The following is a 22,970-nucleotide window of genomic DNA, read 5'->3' on the forward strand; positions in this document are numbered from 1 at the left end:
CTAAGCGCACGAATTGTTGCAGGACAGATCCCATCCATCAGCAGTTTGGCCAACTTCGCCGCCGCCGATTCTCTGCTGAGAGTTTTTCCATTTCACTTTGCTAAATTGCAGGGAGACGAGGTCAATCAGAAGCATCCCCTCGGTCCCCTCGATATGCAAATAGACGTCAATCGCCATGTTGAGCTTTCAAGAAATGGGGAGATGGCCAATTTTGAACTCATCCTTTGCAGCGAAATTTGGCGTGCCACAAGCTAGTCCGCGTTGTTGCTCGGACTCCAGTCTGCCGAGATGCGACGCTTGAAGGTCGGTGTACTTCGCCAGAACGTCTGGATAAGGTACAACTTAATTGCTGAGCTACGCGACCAACTCTCGGCGCGGCGACTGTGCAAAGTCCTCGAAGCGCATTCGAAAGGCTTCCATGTCTGGCGGCTAAACCCTGAACGCAAGCGTGATCTCCGCACATTGATCCCGAGTTCGAGCGGTACCAGCGGCTCGACAGCCATCGAGGCCAGCGCCGGGCCCGGCAAACCGGTTACAGAGCCAGCATCCTGCGCAGCCGCAGCGCATCCATGCCGTCGTGGTAATACGCACCATGGCTTCCGAACGCAACATAGCCGCGCCCGCGGAATAGCGCGAGTGAGGCGGCATTGTCGGCTCGGACTTCGAGACGCACTTGCACGCAGCCGTGGGCCGCAGCCCAGCGCTCGGCCGCAGTCAGCAGGCGTGCGGCCACGCCGCAGCCCAAATGGGCCGGATGCGTGGCGATGGAATACACCCGCGCACCCCGCCAGCCAGTCCGTAGCAACAGCAGGATATAGCCCCGCACGGCGGCGCCGTCCACGTCGACGAATGTCACGCTATTGGCTTCTCTGAGCAGGTAGCGAAAGCGGCGCCGGTCGAGCCGGTCGCCGGGAAAGCTGGCGTTTTCAATGGCCACCAGCGCGGCGATGTCGCCCGGTGTTGCTGGCCTGATGCCGCTGTTCGCGAAGGCGTTCGTGGACACCTCTGCTGCGCGTCGCGCGGTCGGACCATCAGGTGTTGCGTGCCGCATGGTCACTCGCTTCGCGTTGCAGTCTTACGGATAAATGAATTGCAAATAGTGACGCGCCGCGCGTAAAAACGGTGTCAGCACCTTCAGCGCCACAGCGCATGACCCGCGCCCATCCGCGCTTCCATCGAATGCGCCATGGTCGGCAGCGTGGCATAGACCTCGTCGTACAGTGCCTGCATTTCGGCGGCGGCGTCCGGGTCACAGGCCGCCGCATCCGATACGCAGCGCCCCAGGCCGTAGTTGACGTCAGCCGGCGCGTGCAGGATGGTCGAGGCCAGCGTGGCGTTCTGCACCCGACTCACGTGCGCGAGCACGGCGGCGCGCTCGTTGGCGTCCGGCCCGTCCGGGCCACTGACGGCGACGAACAGCACCCGCAGGCCAGGATTCAATACGCGCGCACCGTTCAACCGGGCCAGCAGGCGGTATTGCAGGTCGAGGTCGAGCGCGCCGCCGCGCACCGGCACCACCACCAGGCGGCTCGCCGCCAGAACGCAGCGGCAACCGTCGGTATCGCGCGCACCGGCGTCGATCAGGATGTCGTTGAACAGCGGGCGCAGCGCGGCCAGGCGCGTTTCGACAGCGCGACTGCCCACGTGACGCGTGTCGATCCAGGGCCGCACGCCGCCGCTGCTGCGGTCATTGCACCAGTCGCTGTCCGCACCTGCGGCGGTGGTCATCAGGCATACGCGTCTGCCGCTGCGTGCGCGCAGAACCGCCAGATTGCGCGCCACGACGGTGCGTTCCGGGGTGCCGTGCTGGTTGACGATGGCGATGATCATTGAAACCCTTCCGAAGTTGATGCGATGTTCGCCAGCGTAGCGGGGCGCCCGTAAAAACAGGACAAAAGGGGCGGGCGCCTCCGTCAATGCCGTGTAAACGCGCCCTGTCGCGGCCTGCGGGGCAGGGCTAAGCTGCGCGCTTTTCCACTGCGAAGCGAGCCACGTCATGACCCCGATCAACCCTGTCAGACTGGTGACCCCACGCCTCTACCTGCGCGTGCCGACGGACGCCGACACACATGGCTTGCTGGCGCTGTATGGCGACCGCGAGGTGATGCGCCACTGGAGTCACCCGGTGTGGACGTGTCCTGGGCAGGCGCGCGCAGCGATCGCCGAAGCGCAGACTGACCTTGCACGGGGAAGCGGGCTGCACCTGATCATCCTCAGCCGCAGCGACGACGGCCTTGCGGGCAGTTGCGCGCTGTTCGATATCCATCCGCAGCATCGTCGCGCCACGCTCGGCTATCTGTTGGCGCGGCCGTACTGGGGGCAGGGCCTGGCCGGCGAAGCCGTGCGCGCGCTGCTCGCGCACGGCTTCGATGCGCTCGAGCTGGTCCGCATCGAAGCTGAAGTCATCCCCGGCAACGACGCATCGACGGCGCTCCTGGCTCGTCTCGGATTTCGCTGCGAAGGGTCGCTGCGCGCGCGCTGGCGTGTCGATGAAAAAGCGATCGACGTTCAGTTGTGGGCCTTGCTGCGCCCCGACCGGTCTGCATGAAACCTGCGCGAGGTGATGAGCGCCTCATTTACGCGGGCTTGTCGCGCTGCGCCGTTTTCTTTACGCGGTTTTTACGGACCAGTCGCTAGAGTCTGGACAGCGCCGGCCATCGTGCCGGGCGCGCGTTTCGATCCACCCCCGATCAACTCCGATACCTCCAATGACCACGCTTCGCATGATTTCTCCCGCCGTCACGGCGACCCAGGCAGCGCCTCCCGAACCCGAGCCTCACGCCCCCGCCTTCCTGATCATCGTCGACCGTGCCGGCGACTGGCGCGCCGCGCGCACTGGTTGCACCGTCATCGAAGCCGATGACTTCCTGGCCAACCCTGTGCTGGACGCAGACATCCTGGTCATCAACCTGTGCCGCAGCTACAAATACCTGTCGGTCGGCTACTACTGCTCGCTGATGGCGCAGGCGCGCGGCCAGCAGGTGCTGCCGTCGGTGAAGACGATCAACGACCTGTCGCGTAAGGCGATCTATTCACTCGACACGGGCGAACTCGATCGCGCCCTGAATGATGTGCTGGGCGCCGACGGCAGCGCCCCGATGCCGGTCGAGTTTTCGATGGACATCCGGTTCGGCCGCACCGACTACACGCCGTTGGCGGCGGTGGCGCGCAGCATTTTCGAGACCTTTCCGGCGCCGCTGATGCGGGTCGAATTTGCGCGCGGCGATGAGCGCGGCGAAGCGTTGCATATCGCGGCGATCCGCACCCAGGGGCTCAAGGCGCTCGGCGAGCATGGCCGCGCGGCCTGCGAGGCGGCCCTCGGGGCATTCGCCGGCTTGCCGCAGCCGGTGCCTGGCGCGCGGCGCTACCGCTACCGCATCGCGGTGCTGCACGATCCCGATGAAGAGCTGGCGCCGAGTAATACCGGGGCGCTGGCGCGACTCGGCGCAGTCGGGCGCGAACTGGGCCTGACGGTTGAACTGATCGGGCGCCAGGACTTTGCGCGCCTGGCCGAGTTCGATGCGCTGTTCATCCGCGAAACCACGGCCGTCAACCATCACACCTACCTGTTCGCCAAGAAGGCCGAGAGCGAAGGGCTGGCGGTGATCGACGACGCCGGCTCGATCCTGCGCTGCACCAACAAGGTGTACCTGGCCGACCTGCTGCGCCTGCACGGGGTGCCGACACCGCGCACCTTCACGCTGCAGCACGCCGACGCCCAAGCGCTGGCCGCGATCGAGGCGCAGATCGATTATCCGATGGTGGTGAAAATCCCGGATGGTGCCTTTTCGCGCGGCGTGATGAAGGTAAAGGATGCGGCTGAATTCACCCGCGTGGCCGAAGAACTGCTGCAGCAATCGGCGCTGATCCTGGTGCAGGAATACATGTTCACCGAATTCGACTGGCGCATTGGCGTGCTCAATCGCCAGGTGATCTTCGCCAGCAAATACTGGATGTCCAAGGGCCACTGGCAGGTCGCCAAGCGCGACGCCAATGGCAAGGCCGAATTCGGCATGGCAAGCGCCGTGCCGCTGGACGAGGCGCCGGCCGACTTGCTGGCCCACGCGCTGCACGCGGCGAACCTGATCGGCGACGGCCTGTATGGCGTGGACATGAAGATGACGTCGCGCGGCCCGGTGGTGATCGAAGTGAACGACAACCCGAATATCGATGCCGGCGCCGAAGACAGCGTGCTAGGGGACGAGTTGTACCGGATCGTGCTGCGCGAATTCGTGCGCCGGCTGGACCTGCTGCACCGCCAGGTGCCGGCCGCGCCGTGCTGACAGTTTTGCCGCATTTTTGACAAAATTTTTACGCGGCGCTGCGTAGAATCGCGGCCACGATCAATTTTGTACGCCGAGACCGCATGACTATCCGCCGAGACATCGCCAGGGGGCGCAACCCTGGCCAGCGCGCATTGAAGGAGCCAATCCGTGAATGAAGTGGCCGCGCGCATCAACTGCACCGTGTACCGGAAGGGCGTCAAGCTGGAAGAAATCCGGATCGAGGACATCAGCGTCGCGCTGGAAGACGAGGACACCTTTGTCTGGCTCGGCTTGTTTGAGCCGGACAAGGAATTGATGGACATGGTGCAGGACGAATTCGACCTGCACGACCTGGCGGTGGAAGACGCGCGCAAGGCGCACCAGCGGCCCAAGATCGAAGAGTACGGCGAGAACCTGTTCGTCGTGCTGCATACCGTGTCGCTGGTCGAGCAGATGCTCCACTTTGGCGAGACGCACGTGTTTGTCGGGCCGCGCTTCGTGATGACGATCCGGCATGGAACGTCCAACGGGTATCGCGCGGTCCGCGAACGCGCCGAGAGCGTGCCGGCCAAACTCGCGACGGGCCCCGGGTACGTGCTCTACACGATCATCGATTTTATCGTCGACCATTACCAGCCATGCATGGACATGCTGCAGGACCGGTTCCGCCAGGTGGAGAAGGCATTGTTTCTGCCGAATCCATCGTCGGACAACCTGGAAGAATTCTACAACCTGAAAAACGAGCTGCTGTCGGTGCATGGGGCGGCTGCGCCGTTGATCGACATCTGCAACGAATTGCTGCGTTTTCACGGCGATATCATCCCGGCCGGAAACCGCATCTATTACCGGGATATCCTCGACCATGTCGCGCGCGTAACGCAGACGGCAGACCGGATCGGCGAGATGATCAATGCCGCCATGCAGGTCTCGCTGGCGCAGGTGACGATCCGCCAGAATGATGTCGTCAAGCGCCTCGCCGGCTGGGGCGCGATCCTGGCGGTGCCGACGATGGTGTTCAGCCTGTATGGCATGAACTTCCAGCACATGCCGGAGCTGGCCTGGCGCTGGAGTTATCCGGCGGTACTATTCGGGATCGTCGCCGGTTGCGCGCTACTGCACCGGCGCCTGAAGCGCGTCGGCTGGCTGTAGCCGGCGCCCGGAAAACTACCCCACGGCGCCAGTGAACGTAATGGTCGCGCACACGCCGCGGCGGTGCTCGCCATCTTCCAGCGAGATCGTGCCGCCATTTCTCGCTGCGCCCCGTTCGGCAATCGCCAGCCCCAGTCCGGAACCCAGTTGCTCCTGCCCCGGCACCCGGTAGAACCGTTCGAACACCTTGTCGCGCAGGTCTGGCGCAATCCCCGGCCCGCCGTCGCAGATCGCCAGCCGGTAGCCGTGCGCAGCGCGTGTCAGGCGCACGGTGATGCGGCCATCCGTCGGTGAATACTTGATCGCATTGCTGATCAGGTTATCGACCGCCGACGCCATGCTTTCCAGGTGCAGCGGCAGCGCGCCACCGGCGTCCGGGGCGGCGTCGAATTCGATTTCGATATTGCGTTGCACCGCCAGGTGCGCCGCCGTCGCGACGCGCTCGCGCACGAAGTCGGCCACGTCCGTCAGCGGACACGCCTGCGCCACCTGCGGTTCGGCCCGGGCACGTTCGAGCGCCAGCAACTGGTGCACCGTGTGCGTGGCGCGCGCGACGCCACTGCGCAGGCCGGCCGCCGGCTCGGCGCAGCGCTCGGCCATTTCGGCGCCGGCGCGGCTCATCAAGACGTGGGCGTTGATCTGGATGGCCGCCAGCGGCGTCTTGAGCTCGTGCGCAGCGTCGGTCAGGAACTCGTGTTCGTGCTCGATGCGTTGACTCAGGCGATGCATCAGGCCATTGATCGCCACCACCAGCGGCGAGAGTTCCTTGTACTTCGAGTCGGGCAGCGGCGTCAGGTCGGCATCCGTGCGCTGGGCGATGCTCGACGCGATCGAGCGCAGCGGCCGCAGGCCGATGCCAACGATCAGCCACGCCGGGATCAACAGCAGCGGCAGGCTGAAAAAGGTCGACGACAGTAAAAAGCTCACGCCCCAGATGGTCAGCATCCACTCGTCGTCGACTTCGTGGCGGCGCTCGACGACGATACGGTTGCTGGCATCATGCGCCGTCCAGCGCACCCACGCGTAGGCGCCGCGCGCGGCCACCTCGGGCAGCACGTCCGGCAGCTCCGGCATCGAGTTGTAGAGCAGGCGACCATCGAGCCAGACCCGCACGCGTACGCGCGAGTGGTAATCGAGCTCCCTGAACATGCGCTCGCGGTTCACCTCGATCGCGGCGAGCGCCGGCAGCATGCGCTCTGGCCGGGCGCCGGTGTCCACCAGGTGCGACAGGATGTTGAGCGTGTGCGCCTTGTTTTCACTGAAGGTGCGTGTGCGCTGCGTGACCTTGGCTTCGTAGAACATCCACAGCACGCCGATGATTGCGACGCTGACGATCACGCCGGCAAAGCTGAACATCAGGCGCCGGAACAGCGAGGACTGTCTAAACGTCACGCTGCACCATGTAGCCGACGCCACGCACGGTGCGGATCACGCCTTCGCCCACTTTCTTGCGCAGGTTGAAGATGTGCACGTCGAGCGTCTGACTCTGGCCTTCGCCGGAGGGCAGGGCGCGCCGTTCGAGTTCGACGCGCGTGAGCACGCGGTTGGCCTGCTTCATCAAGGTGAGCAGCAGCGCGAATTCGGTTTTTGACAGCGTGACGCTCTGGCCGCCGCGCGTGACGAGCATGCGGTTTTCATCCAGCTCAATATCGCCCGCCACCCACAGGTTTTCTTCGAGCGCGCCGTGGCTGCGGCGCACGATCGCGCGCAGGCGCACCAGCAGTTCGGGAATCTCGAAGGGCTTGATCAGGTAGTCGTCCGCGCCCAGGTCGAATCCCTTGAGGCGGTCCTGCAGGCTGTCGCGCGCGCTGATGATCAAGACCGGCAAACGCACGCCCTCATCGCGCAGCGCGCGCAGCACGTCGGTGCCGTCGCCATCGGGCAGGCCCAGGTCGAGCACCACGGCGTCGAACGATTCGCTGCGCATGCGCGCGGCTGCGCCCTGGGCCAGGCGCAGCCAGACTGCCGTGTGGCCTTCGTCCTGGAACACCGACAGGAGGGCCTGGCCGATCGCCAGATCGTCTTCGATCATCAGAATTTTCATGCCGGAAGTGTATCAGTGCGCTGCGCTTCGGGCGCCGCAGCGAATCTTCAGATTCGCTTCAGCCGCACATTGACCGCGCATCCCCGATGCCGGACTATCCGGGGCGACCGCTTTCAGGTTGAAAATGCAACAGAAAACAAGACGAGACAGGAGACGAAGGATGCGTACCAGTTTATTGAAGATGAGCCTCGTGGCGCTGGGCATGGTGATCAGTACCGGCGCGTTCGCCGCCGAAGACCTGATGGCCACCGTCGAGTCGCCCGGCAAGGTGCTCAAGGTGTCGTTGCAGGTGGCGCCGGACGGGCGCCTGTCGTACCAGGTCGAGCGCAATGGCCAGCCGGTGATCGCGCCGTCGCGCCTGGGCTTCGTGCTGGCCAGCGACAAGCCACTCGACGCCGGCTTCGCGATGGAACGTCACCTCGTCACGGCCCATGACAGCACCTGGGAGCAGCCGTGGGGCGAGCGCCGTACGGTGCGCAATCACTACAGCCAGCTGCGCGTGGACGTGCACCAGAAGAAGGATGGCCGGCGCCTGGCCATCGTGTTTCGCGTGTTCGACGATGGCGTGGGCTTCCGCTACGAATTCCCGAAGCAGGCCAATAACCGTGCCATGCACATCGCTGACGAGCTGACCGAATTCGTGGTGGCGCAGCCGGCCACCGCCTGGTGGCAGCAGGCCGGTGAAGTCTGGGCGCTCGAATACCCGATCCAGAAAACGCCGCTGCGCGAAGTGGGCATGGCCAACACGCCGATGACGGTGCGCATGGAAAACGGCACGCACATCGCCTTCCACGAAGCAGCACTGGTCGACTACGCGTCGATGTGGCTGCGCCGGGTCGAAGGCCAGCGCCTGCGCGCGCACCTGACGCCGTCCGCCAACGGCGCGCCGGTCGTGCGCACCGGCAGCTTCACGACGCCGTGGCGCACGATGCAGATCGCGGGTGATGCGGCGGGCCTGTACATGTCCGACCTCGTGCTGAACCTGAACGAACCGAACAAACTGGGCGACGTCTCGTGGGTCAAGCCATCGAAGTATGTCGGCGTCTGGTGGGACATGCACCTCGAAACCAAAACCTGGGCCGCGGGCGACCGGCTCGGCGCGACCACTGACTACACGAAGCGCTACATCGACTTCGCGGCAAAGAATGGCTTTCGCGGTGTGCTGGTCGAAGGCTGGAATCCGGGCTGGGACAGCGACTGGGCCGGCAACGGCGCGGACATGGACTTCACCCGCTCGAACCCGCGCTTCGACCTGCCGGCACTGGCGGCGTACGGCAAAGCGCGCGGCGTGCACATCATCGGCCACCACGAGACCGGCGGCAATATCGCGCACTACGAGAAGCAGCTCGATGCAGCGCTGCGCCTGTATGCAAAGAACGGCGTGGACAGCGTCAAGACCGGCTACGTGACCGATGGCGGCGCCGCGCAGTTCATGGGCAAGAACGGCAAGGTCCATTTCGGCTATACGGATTCGCAAGAGGGCGTGCGTCACTACCAGAAGGTGGTCGAGGATGCGGCGCGCTACAAGATCGCGATCAACACGCACGAGCCGGTGAAGGACACGGGCCTGCGCCGTACCTATCCGAACTGGATCTCGCGTGAAGGCGCGCGCGGCGTGGAGTACAACGCCTGGGGCAATCCGGTCAACAGCGTCGAGCACGAGGCCAATCTGGTGTTCACCCGCATGCTCAGCGGCCCGCTCGATTACACGCCGGGCATCCTGAGCCTGGAGGGCAAGGACAAGAAGCCGTTCAACTCGACCCAGGCCAAGCAGCTGGCCAACTTTGTGGTGATCTATTCGCCGGTGGTGATGGCGGCCGATCTGATCGAGCATTACGACCGCTACCCGGGTGCGTTCAAGTTCATCCGCGACGTGCCGACCGACTGGGACGATACGCGCGTGCTGCATGGCGCTGTCGGTGAATACGCGACCATCGCGCGCAAGGACCGCAACTCGAGCGCCTGGTACGTCGGCTCGGTCACCGATGGCAATGCGCGCACGCTCGATCTGCCGTTGTCGTTCCTGGATGCCGGCAAGTCGTATGTGGCCGAGATCTACCGCGATGGCGACAAGGCTGACTATCGCAGCGAGCGCCGGTTCGACCTGGTGATCGAGAAGCGCACCGTCACCAGTGCCGATACCATCAGGATGGTGCTGGCGCCGGGCGGCGGGCAGGCGATCCGGCTGGTGCCGGCGGGGTAGCACCTCGCCTGTAGCGGCAAGCCCGTCTCCGTCGTTCCCGCGGAGGCGGGAACCCAAGTCGTTTGCCTGGCCACCAATACGCAAGTCGGTGGCTGCTCGTGCAAAACTGGGTTCCCGCCTGCGCGGGAACGACGTGCATATGGCAGTGGTGTATGCCAATACGTCACACGTTATCAGGATTTTTCGCATATCCTGTCGGACTGTTCTGTCCACCCGCGTCGTCCATGTCCACATCTTCCTCGCCGTCCAGCACCACCGCCGCTACCACCCAGGCCGTCCCGGGTGCGGTCATGCAAATTCTTCTCTCGGTTGCCTTCGTCCACCTGCTCAACGATTGTGTGCAGGCGGTGCTGCCGTCGATCTACCCGCTCCTGAAGCACGAATTCAACCTGACCTTCACCCAGGTCGGCCTGATCACGCTGACGTTCCAGTGCACCGCCTCGTTGCTGCAGCCGTGGATCGGCCTGTACACCGACAAGCGGCCGATCCCGTTCCTGCTGCCGGCCGGGATGTGCGTGACGCTGCTCGGCGTCGGTCTGCTCGCGTGGGCGGGCAGCTATCCGATGCTGCTGGTTGCGGCCGGCATGATCGGCGTGGGCTCGTCGACCTTCCACCCGGAAGCCTCGCGCGTCGCGCGCCTCGCGTCGGGCGGGCGCTTCGGTTTTGCGCAGTCGGTGTTCCAGGTCGGCGGCAATGCCGGCTCGGCCCTGGGGCCGCTGCTGGCCGCGGCGATCGTGGTCGGCCGCGGGCAGGCCGAGATTGCCTGGTTCATGCTGCTGGTGCTCGTTGCGGTGGCGGTGCTGGTGGGCGTGAGCCGCTGGTACAGCCATCACCTGATGAACATGGTCAAGAAGGCCGCGCTGCACGCCGGTCCGGCGCTGCCGCGCAAGAAGGTGATCCAGGCGCTGGCCGTGCTGGCGCTGCTGGTGTTCTCCAAGTACATCTATATGGCGAGCCTGCAGACCTATTACACCTTCTTCCTCATCGAGAAGTTCAAGCTGCCGGTGGGCACCGCGCAGATGTACCTGTTCCTGTTCCTGGCCTCGGTGGCGCTGGGCACGTTCGCGGGCGGGCCGATCGGCGACAAGATCGGACGCAAGCGCGTGATCTGGTTCTCGATCCTGGGCGCGGCGCCGTTCACCATCGCGCTGCCGTACGCTGACCTGTTCTGGACCGGCGTGCTGTCGGTCATCATCGGCTTGGTGATGTCGTCGGCGTTCTCCGCCATCGTCGTGTTCGCGCAGGAACTGGTGCCGGGCAAGGTCGGCCTGATCTCGGGCATTTTCTTCGGCCTGATGTTCGGCATCAGCGGCGTGGGCGCGGCCGCAATGGGCACCATCGCCGACGTGCACGGCATCGCGCAGGTGTACCAGATTGCCTCGTTCTTACCACTGCTGGGCATCCTGGCCGTGCTGCTGCCGCGCATCGACGCCCGGCGCTAGCGGCCTGGCGCTATGATGGGTGTTTCCAATTAGTGAGGAAGCAGCCATGCGCCAGGATATTGAACTTCTCGCCGCCTTCGACGACCATGGTCAGGGCGGCAATCCGGCCGGGGTCTGGATCGGCGCGGTCTTGCCACCGGCCGCCGAGATGGCTGCGATGGCGCGCGACGTGGGTTTTTCCGAAACCGCGTTTGCCGCGCCCGAAGGCGAGGGGTGGCGGGTACGCTATTTTTCGCCCGCGTCCGAGGTGCCGTTCTGTGGCCATGCGACCATTGCCCTGGGCGCCGCCCTGGCGCGCCGACATGGCGCTGGCCGCTTTGCGCTGACCCTGAATGCCGCTGCCATCTCTGTCGAGGGACGGCAGGACGGCGCACGCATGCAGGCGGCGCTGCAGTCCCCGCCTACCCGTAGCCATCCCGCGCCGCTCGCTCTGGTCGATGCGGCGCTCGCGCTGTTCGGCTACGGGCACGCCGACCTCGATCCGCGCCTGCCGCCCGCCTGCATCCACGCCGGCGCCGACCACCTGTTCCTGGCGCTGTCCAGCCGCGCGGCGCTGGCGGCGATGGCGTACACGCTCGACGCGGGCCGGGCGCTGATGGACGCCCACGGCCTGGTGACGATCGTGCTGGCGTGGCCAGAACACCATAATCTGTTTCATACGCGCAACGCTTTTGCTTCTGGTGGCGTGCTGGAAGATCCGGCGACAGGCGCTGCAACGGCCGCGCTGGCCGGCTATCTGCGCGATCTCGGCTGGCCGCATGGCGGCCGGATCGACATCGTGCAGGGCGAAGACATGGGCATGCGCTCGCTCATTACTGCCGAATTCGGCGACGAGATTGGCGGCCCGATCCGGGTCTCGGGCAGTGCGCGGATGCTGTGATGACGGCCGTCATTATGCAACGCACATGGTCCTCGTGACGCAGCCATTTTTCCCGGTTTCTCGCTCATTCAAACTGAAGGTGAAAAGTACGCCTGCTCTGTAAATAGATTCTCCGTATGCGGATTGATAATTGAATCCAGTTAATTTCTGTTTCTCTCAATCAATCAAGGAGTTCCGCCATGGAGCAGTTCACCGCCGCCGTCATCCACCCAGCCACGCTGTCGCGACCACGTTCGGTGCGTCCCGCAGTCACCGGCAGCGTGACCGAACGATTGCCGTTCACGATCCGCCGGGTACAGACCCAGGCCGACTTGCTCAAAGCCGTGAAGATCCGCCACGCCGCCTATGCGCGCCATGTGCCGGATTTCGCACGCACCCTGGCGCAGCCTGAAGCGGCTGACTTCGATGCCGACACGATCGTGCTGCTGGCCGAGTCCAAGCTCGACGGCACGGCAATCGGCAGCACCCGCATCCGCACCAACCTGCACCGGCCGCTGGGCGTGGAGGGGTCAGTGGTGCTGCCCGACTGGTTGCAGGGCAAGCGGCTGGTCGAGGCTACCCGGCTGGCCGTCGATGAAGGGCGGGTGGGGCGCATGGTAAAAATTGCACTGGTCAAGGCGTGTTTCATGTATTGCGAAGACAATGCCATTGATTTCTCGGTGGCGACAGGCCGCCCGCCGGTCGACCGGCAGTACGAGCAGATGCTGTTTGTCGACGTGTTTCCGGAAGATGGCCTGGTGCCGCTGCGCCATGTCGGCAATATCCCGCACCGCGTGATGGCCTTCGAGATCGCCACCTTCCAGCAACGATGGACCGAGGCGCGGCATCCGATGCTCGACTTCTTCTTCAACACGGTGCACCCGGATATCGACATCGGCCCTGTCGTCGCCCCGTCGGTACCGGAATGGCCGGCGCGGAAAGAACTGGCAGTCGCCTGAGGCCGCATTACACGGCGCGAAACCGACGGTTGTTCAACTACGAAGGGCATGACGGCACTACGCTAAAGCTGTATCCTTGCGCTTTAGTGGCCGTCGTTGTCTGCGCGATGGTCATGCGTATTACCAAGGCCGCTCATGCCCAAGCTTTCCCATCAGTTTCGTGCTTCGCTGCCAGCCGCGTCGCAAGCGGCGGTCGAACTGATCCTGAAAACATTTTCTTACTACCTCATCCCGATCGGGATCGCGGTGGTGTCGCTGATTGCGCTCGTTTTCTGGCACGACGAATACCGCACCAGCGGCGACGTGCCGCTGACGATGCACGTGCTGGTCGACCCGGCCGGCACGCTCGATCCTGCCAGTGCACTCGGGCCGGCGCGCGAGCGCCCATTGACCAACACGCATGACACCCATCTGTCCGAAGCGCCGGTCTGGTTCGTCGTCGAGCCGATGCCGCGCCCCGGTGCACAGGTGCTCGAATTCCCGTCGCGCCATGCGCTCGATATCGCCTGCTGGAACGCGGCGTCGCTGGCCCCGCTGGGTACCGCCAGCCGCAGCGACAGTACCGGCCTGCTAAGCGCCGACAAGGCCGGCTTCGCGCTGAGCGTGGCGCCGCTGCCGCGCCAGTTGCTGTGCCGCGGCACGTTCGCGGGCCCGGCGCGCCTGACGGTCGTGCAGTGGCCCGTCGAACAGTACGTGTTGTCGGTCAAGCAGTACCACCGCAAGTCGGGGCTGCTCGACGGCGGCATGATCGTGCTGGCGCTGTTCATCCTGATCACGGCACTGATCAACCGGCAGCCGGTGTACGTGATGTTTGCCGGCTGGCTGATCCTGAACCTGCGTGTGGGGGCGCTGTCGGCCGGCTGGGACATCCAGTGGCTCGGCCAGGCGGTGCCGTCCGACTGGCTGCTGCGCAGCCGCGCCGTCACGTTCACGATGTATGGCATCGCGACGCTGACGCTGTACCAGGCGCTGCTCAAGGATCACCTGGCCGAGATGCGTTACGTGGTGCCGATGCGCGTCATGCAATGGCTGTGCATGCCGATGCTGGCTGCTGCCATCCTGGTCCCGTATGGCATGTACCTGCCGCTGATGTGGGGCATCCTCGCGTGCTGCTTCTCGTTGATGACGATCGGCCTGTTCAAGATCATCATCGAATCCCGCACGCGGGTCGCAGGCTGGTTCGCCGCCTCGTTCGCCGTCACCTTCATGGCGTCGCTGGCCGAAGTCGCGTCGGCCGCGTTCGGCATGCGCGAGCTGCTGGGGGTGATCAACAGCGTCACCGCGGCGCTCGCATCGAGCCTGCTGGCGGCACTGGCCGTGGCCGAACAGATGCGCATGGAAACCGAGAAGCGCCAGGAAGCACAGGAAGAACTCGAGCATGCGTACAAGGCGATGCCGGTCGGCCTGTTCACGCTCGATATCTATGGCCACTTTTTGAGCGTGAATCCGGCGCTGCAAAAAATGCTGGGCATGACCGACTTCACGGCGGGCCGTACGGCGTGGCGCCAGTACTTCACTGAAGCGAGCTGGGCCGCGCTGCACGAACAGGTCCATGCAAAAGTCGAAGCCGAGATGGAGCTGACCAGCCGCGACGGCGGCCAGCGCTTCCAGGTCAGCGCCACGCTGGCCAGGTCGCGCATCGAGGGCGTGCTGCAGGACACCACCGAAAAATACAAGGCCACCGAGCAGCTGCGCTTTATGGCCAACAACGATCCATTGACCAAGGTCTTCAACCGGCGCGGCATCGAGCGCGAGTTCAGCAATGCCAGTGCAAGCCTGGCCGCCGGCCGGCCGATGGCGCTGGCATACGTCGACCTCGACCGCTTCAAGCTGATCAACGATCTGTTCGGACACGGTGCCGGCGACGAAGTGCTCAAGCAGGTCTGCGAACGCATGGGCGCGATGCTGGCCGGTGGCCAGCAACTGGGCCGCGTGGGCGGTGACGAATTCGTGATCGTGATGCCCGAGACCGCAATTCCGCTGGCCTCGATCATCATTCGCGGCATCGTCGACCGGCTCGGCAGCACGCCCTACCGCGTGGGGGACAAGGCGTTCCACGTGCGCGCATCGGTCGGGCTGATCGAGGTGGTGCCGGGCATGCCGATGAAGGACGCTGTCTCCACCGCCGACCGCGCCTGCCGCGAAGCCAAGACCGGCACGGGCGACGGGCTGGTGGTGTACGAGCGCGACGCCGATGCATTCCGCCAGCGCGCCGCCGAACTCGACATGGTCGAGCGCCTGTCGGGCCCGGGCGCCACCGACGGTCTGCTGCTGGAAATGCAGCCGATCATGTCGCTGCGCACGCCGCTGGAATCGCTCAATTTCGAGGTGCTGCTGCGCATGCGCGAGCCCGATGGCCGCGTCGTGCCGGCCGGTGCCGTGATTGTCGCCGCCGAAAAAAGCGGGCGCGCGAGCATGATCGACCGCTGGGTGCTCACCAGCACGCTGGCGTGGATCGCCGAGCACAATGACGAGCTGGTCAATACCCGCTTTGTCTGCATGAACCTGTCGGGCGCATCGCTCAACGACGAGCGCTTCGTGCAGGACACGTTCGACATTCTCGGCCGCTACGTGCACGTGGCCAGCCGCCTGTGCCTCGAAATCACCGAGAGCGTGGCCCTGCATGACCTGGACAACACGCGCCGCTTCATCGACCAGGTGCGTGGCTTCGGCGTGAAGGTCGCGCTGGATGATTTCGGTGCCGGCTACACCTCGTTCTCGTATCTCAAAGAGCTGCCCGCGGACGTGCTCAAGATCGACGGCAACTTCATCGTCAATATCAATGCGCACCCGGCCAACGTGGCGATCGTCGAGGCCATTGTCAGCCTGGCCGTCAACCTGGGCATGAAGACGATCGCAGAGTGGGCCGAGGATGCCGCCACGGTCCAGACGCTGCAGGAAATCGGTGTCGATTACGTGCAGGGGTTCGTCGTGGCGCGCTCGATGCCGCCCGAGCGCATCCTGGAAGGGCGCTCCAGCGCCAGCTTCATCCAGGATCCAGCCTTGCTGGCGCTGCTGAGCGAATGGGACAAGCCGCCCACGTCACATCTGGCCAGCGTCACGCGCTTGCACTAGCAGGCAATAACGGCTGTAACAAGCGACAAGCAGCGACAGGTGGTGCTTAGTCGAGGCCCGCCAGCACCGGCGTCGAGCGCACGTCGCTCAAGACGAACTGGGCACGCGCCGCCTTCAGTGTGGCGACATCACTGGCCAGCAGTTTGGCAACTGCACGCGGGGCCGGAACATAAGTACGTTGCATCGCGCGTGGCGGCGGCAATACGCTGGCTTCGGTCACCAGGGGATGGGCGTGGGCACGCGTCACGCCGTCATTGGCAGGCTCGCTCGCCATGTGCACGGTGGTCGCGCCGGCTTCACAGGGCCGATCGGTCAATGTCACGCGTCCTTCGTCATCAACGCACTTGACGATGCTGGTCTCGGAAAACGCGACCGGCGCTGCCATCGTGGTGGCAGCCAGCAGCAACAGTTGGCAGAAATGACGCTTCATGATCGACTCCTCGGCTTTGCTTTAATTTCAACAATTTAATTGTCTTATTTGCATCATTTTGCTTCTGTGCGTCAGTTCACACAGGCTTGTAGGCCTGCGCGCCGTCCATTTGACAGCCTGCGACGGTATGACTGTCCTTATCGCGTCCGAGGGCGTATAAGAAGTTGACCATCATCCAGCAGGAGAACCGTTTGAAAACAGCCGTATTCAGTGCACGTCGCTATGACAAGACCATGCTGGCGCAGGCCAACGACGGCGTCGGCCATGCGTTGCTGTTCATCGAAGAGCGCCTCACCGTGCAGACGGCGAGCCAGGCGGCCGGGTGCATGGCAGTCTGCGTCTTCGTCAATGACACGGTCGACGCGGCCGTCCTGGAGATCCTCGCGCGGCAGGGCACGCGCCTCGTGGCCACGCGCTCGACCGGCTACAACCACATCGACGCCGCCGCTGCACGCCGGCTCGGCATCGAGGTCGTGCGCGTCACCGACTATTCACCCAATTCGGTCGCCGAGTTTGCGGTCGGCCTGTTGCTGGCCGTGAACCGCAAGATTGCGCGCGCCAGCGTGCGCACGCGCGAAGGCAACTTCGACCTCGACGGGTTGATGGGCTTTGACTTGCACGGCAAGACAGTCGGTGTGATCGGCACTGGCAAGATCGGGCTGATCTTCGCCCGCATCATGGCCGGTTTCGGCTGCACGCTCGTGGGCCACGACCTGTATCCGACGCAGGCATTCGAGGCGCTGGGCGGGCGCTACCTGGGCGTGGATGAGCTGCTGGCATGCAGCGACGTCGTCTCGCTTCATTGCCCGCTGCTGGACGCGACACACCACATCGTCGATGCGGCCGCCCTGGCGCGCGTCAAGCGCGGCTGCGTGCTGATCAACACCAGCCGCGGCGGGCTGGTCGATACCGATGCCGTCGTCCAGGCGCTCAAGACCGGCCAGCTGGGCGGGCTGGCAATCGACGTCTACGAGCAGGAGGCGAGCCTGTTCTTCCAGGACCTGTCGTCGACGATCATTCTCGACGACGTGATCCAGCGCCTGGTGTCGTTCCCGAACGTTATCGTCACTGGCCACCAGGCGTTCTTCACGGTCGAAGCGATCGGCCAGATCATGCGTACGACCATCGACAGCATCAGCGCCTTCGAACGCGGTGAAGCGTTGGTTAACCGCATTCCCGGCTGACGAAAAGCTGCGTGAACCGCCCTGACTACTGGACAGCGCACCTGGCCTGCGTTACGGTGCTGTGAGCAGGCCAAACATGGGAGAACACACATGTACATTGAGACAGTCCGCTTCGAGCGGGTATTCGACGTCCAGTCGGGGACATTCAGTTTTGAGGCGGGCGGCAAATGCGAGTTCGCCGTCGTGTTAGACCACGCACGCGCACCCACGGCAGGATCGACCTATGCCGTAGCGCTGAGTGAGCCGGGTAACTGGCAGAAGATACTGGGCTGGCGCGATTTGTCCAGGCCCACCGTCGGATTCACCTACAGGCCCTGGTTCCTGGCCGTCGATCTGGTGCTGGATCTGTACCTTCTCGGTTTCGCAATCCTTGTCGCCGCCTGGTTGTTCGGTGGCCCCTGGGCAGCGCTGGCGGCGTTCGTTTCGCTGGTATTGGGTGCGGTCGCCCGCATCGCCTTCAGCGCCCTGCGCAACCGCCAGATCGAGCAGGCGCTGCTGGCTGTCTCGCCGGAGCAGACGCGCACGGTCACAATGCCTGACATGCAGGTGCGACATTCGGATTCCACGGCGCCTGCGCGCTGAGCAGGGCGCCCTTCGGCGCGCCGCCCGGCGGATCGAGTACGAAGCGCGGCACCCACAGCGTCAGGCCTGATTGCGGCAACGGCACGCCATACACGCCGCCCGACTGGCTGCGCCTGGCCGCGCCGCCCGTGCCGACCAGGGTGGCAAAGCCGAAGTCCTGCATCACATTGGCAAACAGCACGCTCGACGAATAGGTCAGCGGACCGATTGCTACCTCAACTTTGCCGTTGAAGTGTGCGGGATGGTCGGGTTGCGGCTCGCGCCACGTGGCGATCTGCGTGTGGATGATCTGGCCGACCTGTTCGCCGCGCTCGGGGTTGGCACGCAACACGCGCTTGACGGCGCTCGAGCCGGTGCGGTAACGCGCCGTTGCCAGATACGGCATCAGGCCGTCGAGCCACATCACGTCGTCGCCGCCGGTATTGGCGCGGATGTCGATGACGAGGTGCCTGATGTGTTCCTGCTGCATGCGCGTGAACGCGGCCTGGGTAAAAGCGACGAAATCTGTCAGGTGAGAACTATCGAACGCGTTGACGGTCAGGACCGCCGAACAGCCGGGCACGGTGTCGAGCCGGTACAGGCGCGCGATGTCCACCTCGTCCTGCAGCATGCGCGGCTGGTCCGGGCTGCCGGGTACAACGAGTTCGCTACGCTGGCCATCGCGTTCGATGACGAGCCGGTACTGCTGCGCAGCGCCGAGCGTTTTCCAGTGATACAGCCACCAGCGCTGCGCCAGCAGGGCCATGCGCATCGCGGGCGTATCGCCGTGGACGCGGGACGCCAGGCTGGTCACGAGCGTGTCGACCGGCACGCCGTCGATGGCGACGATGCGCGCCCCGGCCAGGGGTGACGCTGCGCCTCCCAGTGCGGCATCGATGACGAGCCGGCCCTGCGGGTCGAACGCCACATCGAACGGGAACAGGACCCCGCCGGCAGCACGGTGCAATGCGGTATCGGCGCGCCAGTCGGTCAGCGTGATCGCAAGATGCCCGTCGGCCAGCAGCGGATTGATGCGGGCCACCTGGCGCCATGCTTCATCGCGCGTCATCGATGGTGGCAGGTCGCGCCCGATCGCTTCCAGCGCAGCGGCGACGGCCGCATCGCTCGTCGACAACCCCAGGTCCGGATGCTGCTCGCGCACGGTCCTGAGCACGAGATCGATATCCTGTTGCAGCGCTTGTTTCGTGATGACGGGCGCGGCGTGGGCAGCTTGCCCCAACAGCAGCAAAGCGAACAAACTGGTGACGGCAAAATGCAACGGATACATATGCTTCCTCGGTGTATGCAGCGTGGCGCCTCTTGGGACGATCGGTTACTGTACCAACAATCACATCGTAAAACTATCTAATTGACAACGTCTGCATACGATTGTTCAGCCACCTTGCCGGCGCGTTTGACGTTCGTCCGGGTGGCCGATAGACTGCGCCATCGCCTTCCTTACCCATGCCCCTGAAAGGACCACCCGCATGACCATGCTCCAGCTTCCCACGTATGACGACGTCGTCCAGGCCGCCGAACGCATTGCCGGCGCCGCGCACCGCACGCCGGTGCTGACTTCGCGCACCGTCAACGAGGAGTTCGGCGCCGAGGTGTTCTTCAAGTGTGAAAACATGCAGCGCATGGGCGCCTTCAAGTTCCGGGGCGGCTACAACGCGCTGGCCAGGTTCAGCCCGGAGCAGCGGCGCGCCGGCGTCGTGGCGTTCTCGTCGGGTAATCACGCGCAGGCGATCGCGCTGTCGGCGCGGCTGCTGGAGATGCCGGCCACGATCATCATGCCCGAGGATGCGCCGGCCGCGAAGGTCGCCGCCACGCGCGGCTACGGTGCCACCGTCGTCACCTACGATCGTTATACCGAGGACCGCGAGCAGATCGGCCGCGCGCTGGCCGAGCGCGACGGCCTGACGCTGATCCCGCCCTACGACCACGCGGACGTGATCGCAGGGCAGGGCACCGCGGCCAAGGAACTGTTCGATGAGGTCGGTCCGCTCGACGCGTTCTTCGTGTGCCTGGGCGGCGGCGGGCTGTTGTCGGGCTCGGCACTGGCCACGCGCGCCCTGTCGCCGGGATGCCTGCTGTATGGCGTTGAGCCCGAAGCGGGCAACGATGGCCAGCAGTCGTTCCGTACCGGGCAGATCGTGCACATCGACACGCCGCGCACGATCGCCGATGGCGCGCAGACGCAGCACCTGGGGCAGCTGACGTTCCCGATCATCCAGCGCGACGTCGACGACATCCTGACCGTCAGTGACGACGAACTGGTGGCCTGCATGCGGTTCTTTGCCGAGCGCATGAAGATCGTTGTGGAGCCGACGGGTTGCCTGGGCTTTGCGGCGGCGCGCAAGATGAAGGACAGCTTGCGGGGCAAGCGGATCGGCGTGTTGGTCAGTGGGGGGAATATCGATCTGGCCCGGTTCGCGAGCCTGATCGGGGCTTGACGGCCTAAACGCTCAGGCCGCCAGCGGTAACGCCACCTGCAGCAGGAACCCGCCACCGTCGCGGTTGCTCACTTCGAGCCCCGCATTGTGGCGCGTGAGCACCCGTTCGACGATGGCCAGGCCCAGCCCGGCGCCATTGGCCTGGCCCCGCGCGCTGTCGAGACGCGTAAAGGGCTTCATCAGCTGCGCGATCTGGTCCGGCGGTACGCCGACGCCATGGTCGCCGATCTCGATCACGGCGCGCCGGCCGTGGCCCGTTGCTTTCACGCGCAGCACGATGTCGATCTCGGTGTAGTCCTGCCCCGGCGTGACGCCGTAACGGCGCGCGTTCTCGATGATGTTGTTGATCACGCGCCGCAGGTCGGTGGCATTGCCCTGCACATGCACGTCCGGCACCAGGTCGGTCCTGATGCGCAGGCTCGGGATGCGGCCCGCGTGGTGGCCGATGTCCGCCAGCAGCTCGGACAGATCTACCGGCACGAACGTGGCCGCTTCGGTCGGCTTGGCGTAGTCGAGGAACTGGCCGATGATGGCGTCCATCTGCGCGATGTCCGACTGCATGCCGTCGCGCGCTTCCTGCGACAGGTTGGCCATCTCGACCTCGAGACCCATGCGCGCGAGCGGCGTGCGCAAATCGTGCGAAATGCCGGCCAGGATCACGGCCCGGTCCTTCTCGACCTGGGCCAGGTCTTCGACCATCTGGTTGAAGCTGCGATTGGCTTCGATGATCTCCTGCGAGCCTTTTTCGGGCAGCCGCGCCGGGCGCTCACCCTTGGCGATGGCGCGTGCGGCGGACGTCAGGCGCGCCAGCGGCCGGTTGACGAGGCTCGAGATCAATGCTGCGCCCAGTACCGACAGCAGGCCGACGACGACCGCCCAGCCGAGCCACTGGACGCGCGTCAAGCCCGCCAGGCGCTCGCGCTCGAGCATCAGCCAGTACTTGTCATCCTCGATATCAAAGCTGATGTAAAAGCCGGGCACGCCGTTTACGCCGCTGGAAAAGCGGGTGTCGGCACCGAGTCGCTCGCGCACGATGGCGGCGATCTCGGGCATCAGGGGATTGTGCGGCGGTGGATCGATGATGTCCGTGTCTTCGAGCGTGAAGATGCGGATGCCTTCGTTCGAGGCCAGTTCGAGCAGCAGTTCGAGCCGCAGGTCGGGCGCCGAGTGCGTCAGCGCGGCCTTGGTGATGGTGACGACGGACACGACCGTTTCGGCCGTCTGCTGCACTTGCGGGCCGCGCTGGTAGACGTTGATCATGCCGATCCAGGCGCCCATCGAGACGGCAGTAAGCACCGACATCAGGAAGAACGTGCGCCAGAACAGGCCGCTCTTGAACCAGGCAAAGCGCACGGCGCGATGCGCCGCCGCGAGCGACGTAAATGCAGGAGGCTTCACTAGCGCGGCTGCCCCTCAGGAATGAACACATAGCCCAGGCCCCAGACGGTCTGGATGTACAGCGGGCTGGACGGATCGGGTTCGATCAGCTTGCGCAGGCGCGAGATCTGGACGTCGAGCGAGCGGTCGAACACTTCGTATTCGCGGCCACGGGCCAGTTCCATCAGTTTTTCGCGTGACAGCGGCTGGCGTGCATGGCGCGCAAACACCTTGAGCACCGAGAATTCGCCGGTGGTCAACGGGACGGTCTCGCCGTTTTTCTTCAGCGTGCGCGTGCCGAGATCAAGGATGAAGTCGCCGAACTCGAAGGTTTGCGGGGTTTCCGATGGCGCGCCAGGGATTTCGTCGGGGCCTTTGCGGCGCAGCACCGCGCCGATGCGGGCCACCAGTTCGCGCGGGTTGAATGGCTTGGGCAGATAGTCGTCGGCGCCCATCTCGAGGCCGACGATGCGGTCGACGTCTTCACCCTTTGCTGTGAGCATGATGATCGGGGTCTGGTCGCCGGCGCCGCGCAAACGGCGGCAGATCGACAGGCCGTCTTCGCCGGGCAGCATCAGGTCGAGCACGAGCAGGTCATAGCGTTCGCGCAGCCACAGCTTGTTCATGGCGGGTGCGCTCTCGGCGGTCACGACCTGGAAACCCTGTTCGGTCAGATAACGGCGCAGCAGATCGCGCAGGCGCACGTCGTCGTCCACGACCATGATCTTGGCGGAGTGGCCGCCCTGCGTGCCGGTACCCACGTTAATGTTCGGAGTCGTTGAAGTCATGGAACTGTCCAGAATTGTCAGATGAATGTCGCTATGGTAACTTCTTATGGCTGCGCCGCAGGCACGACTCAGCTCAGCCATTACAATGTGTTACAAACTTTACCCAATTAGTCTTACCCCGCCTGCGCGATCAACCTACACTGGCGTCAAGTGATCAACACAGCTTATCCGTTTATCA

General features: G+C 64.7%; 20 protein-coding genes. 11 read left to right on the top strand and 9 right to left on the bottom strand.

The features are described from left to right. From HD842_RS22510 to HD842_RS22520, 3 genes are all read right to left on the bottom strand, one after another. Window positions 1–177, bottom strand: coding sequence for a hypothetical protein (locus tag HD842_RS22510; RefSeq protein ID WP_183557878.1), 177 nt, complete (start codon window positions 175–177; stop codon window positions 1–3). A 355-nt stretch (window positions 178–532) separates the two neighbouring features. Further along, window positions 533–1,051: a GNAT family N-acetyltransferase gene (locus HD842_RS22515; RefSeq protein ID WP_183557881.1), complete on the bottom strand. Its 519-nt coding sequence runs from the start codon at window positions 1,049–1,051 to the stop codon at window positions 533–535. Between the two features lie 83 nt (window positions 1,052–1,134). Further along, on the bottom strand, window positions 1,135–1,830 hold the full coding sequence (locus HD842_RS22520) for a hypothetical protein (protein ID WP_183557884.1): 696 nt from the start codon (window positions 1,828–1,830) through the stop codon (window positions 1,135–1,137). Window positions 1,831–2,023: 193 nt separating this feature from the next. Between HD842_RS22520 and HD842_RS22525 the strand changes: the two genes are divergently transcribed. From HD842_RS22525 to HD842_RS22535, 3 genes are all read left to right on the top strand, one after another. Then, the gene (locus HD842_RS22525; RefSeq protein WP_183557886.1) at window positions 2,024–2,548 is read left to right on the top strand and encodes a GNAT family N-acetyltransferase; all 525 of its coding nucleotides are present in this window, start codon (window positions 2,024–2,026) and stop codon (window positions 2,546–2,548) included. A 160-nt stretch (window positions 2,549–2,708) separates the two neighbouring features. After that, on the top strand, window positions 2,709–4,283 hold the full coding sequence (locus tag HD842_RS22530) for a RimK family protein (RefSeq protein WP_221290812.1): 1,575 nt from the start codon (window positions 2,709–2,711) through the stop codon (window positions 4,281–4,283). 150 nt (window positions 4,284–4,433) lie between these two features. After that, window positions 4,434–5,414, top strand: coding sequence for a magnesium and cobalt transport protein CorA (locus tag HD842_RS22535; protein ID WP_183557889.1), 981 nt, complete (start codon window positions 4,434–4,436; stop codon window positions 5,412–5,414). Window positions 5,415–5,429: 15 nt separating this feature from the next. On the opposite strand, the gene HD842_RS22540 is transcribed toward HD842_RS22535, so the two are convergent. Next, window positions 5,430–6,806 carry an ATP-binding protein gene (locus HD842_RS22540; protein ID WP_370660877.1) on the bottom strand — a complete coding sequence of 459 codons (1,377 nt, stop codon included), beginning with the start codon at window positions 6,804–6,806 and terminating at the stop codon, window positions 5,430–5,432. Beyond that, entirely contained in the window at window positions 6,796–7,458 is a 663-nt protein-coding gene (locus HD842_RS22545; RefSeq protein ID WP_183557893.1) for a response regulator, read from the bottom strand. The genes HD842_RS22540 and HD842_RS22545 overlap by 11 nt, the downstream gene beginning before the upstream one ends. Window positions 7,459–7,618: 160 nt before the next feature. Here HD842_RS22545 and HD842_RS22550 point away from each other — a divergent pair, with 160 nt between their 5' ends. The 5 genes from HD842_RS22550 (at window position 7,619) to HD842_RS22570 (ending at window position 15,996) form a co-directional block, all read left to right on the top strand. Continuing rightward, on the top strand, window positions 7,619–9,661 hold the full coding sequence (locus HD842_RS22550) for a glycoside hydrolase family 97 protein (RefSeq protein WP_183557896.1): 2,043 nt from the start codon (window positions 7,619–7,621) through the stop codon (window positions 9,659–9,661). A 290-nt stretch (window positions 9,662–9,951) separates the two neighbouring features. Then, window positions 9,952–11,103: an MFS transporter gene (locus tag HD842_RS22555; RefSeq protein ID WP_183558591.1), complete on the top strand. Its 1,152-nt coding sequence runs from the start codon at window positions 9,952–9,954 to the stop codon at window positions 11,101–11,103. A gap of 46 nt (window positions 11,104–11,149) precedes the next feature. Then, window positions 11,150–11,983, top strand: a complete 834-nt coding sequence (locus tag HD842_RS22560; RefSeq protein ID WP_183557899.1) for a PhzF family phenazine biosynthesis protein — start codon at window positions 11,150–11,152, stop codon at window positions 11,981–11,983. A gap of 179 nt (window positions 11,984–12,162) precedes the next feature. Beyond that, window positions 12,163–12,921, top strand: coding sequence for an N-acyl amino acid synthase FeeM domain-containing protein (locus HD842_RS22565; RefSeq protein ID WP_183557903.1), 759 nt, complete (start codon window positions 12,163–12,165; stop codon window positions 12,919–12,921). Window positions 12,922–13,056: 135 nt separating this feature from the next. After that, window positions 13,057–15,996: a putative bifunctional diguanylate cyclase/phosphodiesterase gene (locus HD842_RS22570; RefSeq protein ID WP_183557905.1), complete on the top strand. Its 2,940-nt coding sequence runs from the start codon at window positions 13,057–13,059 to the stop codon at window positions 15,994–15,996. Window positions 15,997–16,042: 46 nt separating this feature from the next. On the opposite strand, the gene HD842_RS22575 is transcribed toward HD842_RS22570, so the two are convergent. After that, window positions 16,043–16,426 carry a DUF4124 domain-containing protein gene (locus HD842_RS22575; RefSeq protein WP_183557908.1) on the bottom strand — a complete coding sequence of 128 codons (384 nt, stop codon included), beginning with the start codon at window positions 16,424–16,426 and terminating at the stop codon, window positions 16,043–16,045. A gap of 191 nt (window positions 16,427–16,617) precedes the next feature. Between HD842_RS22575 and HD842_RS22580 the strand changes: the two genes are divergently transcribed. Both HD842_RS22580 and HD842_RS22585 read left to right on the top strand, forming a co-directional pair. After that, window positions 16,618–17,610 (top strand): 2-hydroxyacid dehydrogenase, encoded by a 993-nt coding sequence (locus HD842_RS22580; protein WP_183557911.1) that lies wholly within the window; start codon window positions 16,618–16,620, stop codon window positions 17,608–17,610. 90 nt (window positions 17,611–17,700) lie between these two features. Beyond that, entirely contained in the window at window positions 17,701–18,192 is a 492-nt protein-coding gene (locus tag HD842_RS22585; RefSeq protein ID WP_183557914.1) for a hypothetical protein, read from the top strand. Here the strand turns inward: HD842_RS22585 and HD842_RS22590 are convergent. Next, window positions 18,137–19,459 carry a S41 family peptidase gene (locus HD842_RS22590; RefSeq protein WP_183557917.1) on the bottom strand — a complete coding sequence of 441 codons (1,323 nt, stop codon included), beginning with the start codon at window positions 19,457–19,459 and terminating at the stop codon, window positions 18,137–18,139. The two genes, HD842_RS22585 and HD842_RS22590, sit on opposite strands and share 56 nt — an antisense overlap. A 199-nt stretch (window positions 19,460–19,658) precedes the next feature. On the opposite strand from HD842_RS22590, the gene HD842_RS22595 reads away from it, so the two are divergent. After that, a complete protein-coding gene (locus HD842_RS22595) occupies window positions 19,659–20,627 on the top strand; it encodes a threo-3-hydroxy-L-aspartate ammonia-lyase (RefSeq protein WP_183557920.1) in 969 nt (322 codons plus the stop codon). A gap of 12 nt (window positions 20,628–20,639) precedes the next feature. Here HD842_RS22595 and HD842_RS22600 read toward each other — a convergent pair whose 3' ends face one another. After that, entirely contained in the window at window positions 20,640–22,025 is a 1,386-nt protein-coding gene (locus tag HD842_RS22600; protein WP_441899751.1) for an ATP-binding protein, read from the bottom strand. After that, window positions 22,025–22,792 carry an osmolarity response regulator transcription factor OmpR gene (gene ompR, locus HD842_RS22605; protein ID WP_183557954.1) on the bottom strand — a complete coding sequence of 256 codons (768 nt, stop codon included), beginning with the start codon at window positions 22,790–22,792 and terminating at the stop codon, window positions 22,025–22,027. Before ompR ends, HD842_RS22600 begins: the two co-directional genes overlap by 1 nt. Window positions 22,793–22,970: the final 178 nt, after the last annotated feature.

Origin of the sequence: Massilia aurea (assembly GCF_014200505.1) — a bacterium.
Lineage (GTDB): Bacteria > Pseudomonadota > Gammaproteobacteria > Burkholderiales > Burkholderiaceae_D > Telluria > Telluria aurea_B.

Excerpts from the sequence above, each read along its gene's own strand:
- HD842_RS22575 (WP_183557908.1), bottom strand. The coding sequence starts at position 16,426 with ATGAAGCGTCATTTCTGCCAACTGTTGCTGCTGGCTGCCACCACGATG.
- ompR (WP_183557954.1), bottom strand. The coding sequence starts at position 22,792 with ATGACTTCAACGACTCCGAACATTAACGTGGGTACCGGCACGCAGGGC.
- HD842_RS22560 (WP_183557899.1), top strand. The coding sequence starts at position 11,150 with ATGCGCCAGGATATTGAACTTCTCGCCGCCTTCGACGACCATGGTCAG.
- HD842_RS22585 (WP_183557914.1), top strand. The coding sequence starts at position 17,701 with ATGTACATTGAGACAGTCCGCTTCGAGCGGGTATTCGACGTCCAGTCG.
- HD842_RS22545 (WP_183557893.1), bottom strand. The coding sequence starts at position 7,458 with ATGAAAATTCTGATGATCGAAGACGATCTGGCGATCGGCCAGGCCCTC.
- HD842_RS22515 (WP_183557881.1), bottom strand. The coding sequence starts at position 1,051 with ATGCGGCACGCAACACCTGATGGTCCGACCGCGCGACGCGCAGCAGAG.
- HD842_RS22510 (WP_183557878.1), bottom strand. The coding sequence starts at position 177 with ATGGCGATTGACGTCTATTTGCATATCGAGGGGACCGAGGGGATGCTT.
- HD842_RS22530 (WP_221290812.1), top strand. The coding sequence starts at position 2,709 with ATGACCACGCTTCGCATGATTTCTCCCGCCGTCACGGCGACCCAGGCA.
- HD842_RS22520 (WP_183557884.1), bottom strand. The coding sequence starts at position 1,830 with ATGATCATCGCCATCGTCAACCAGCACGGCACCCCGGAACGCACCGTC.
- HD842_RS22555 (WP_183558591.1), top strand. The coding sequence starts at position 9,952 with ATGCAAATTCTTCTCTCGGTTGCCTTCGTCCACCTGCTCAACGATTGT.
- HD842_RS22570 (WP_183557905.1), top strand. The coding sequence starts at position 13,057 with ATGCCCAAGCTTTCCCATCAGTTTCGTGCTTCGCTGCCAGCCGCGTCG.
- HD842_RS22590 (WP_183557917.1), bottom strand. The coding sequence starts at position 19,459 with ATGTATCCGTTGCATTTTGCCGTCACCAGTTTGTTCGCTTTGCTGCTG.
- HD842_RS22550 (WP_183557896.1), top strand. The coding sequence starts at position 7,619 with ATGCGTACCAGTTTATTGAAGATGAGCCTCGTGGCGCTGGGCATGGTG.
- HD842_RS22595 (WP_183557920.1), top strand. The coding sequence starts at position 19,659 with ATGACCATGCTCCAGCTTCCCACGTATGACGACGTCGTCCAGGCCGCC.
- HD842_RS22565 (WP_183557903.1), top strand. The coding sequence starts at position 12,163 with ATGGAGCAGTTCACCGCCGCCGTCATCCACCCAGCCACGCTGTCGCGA.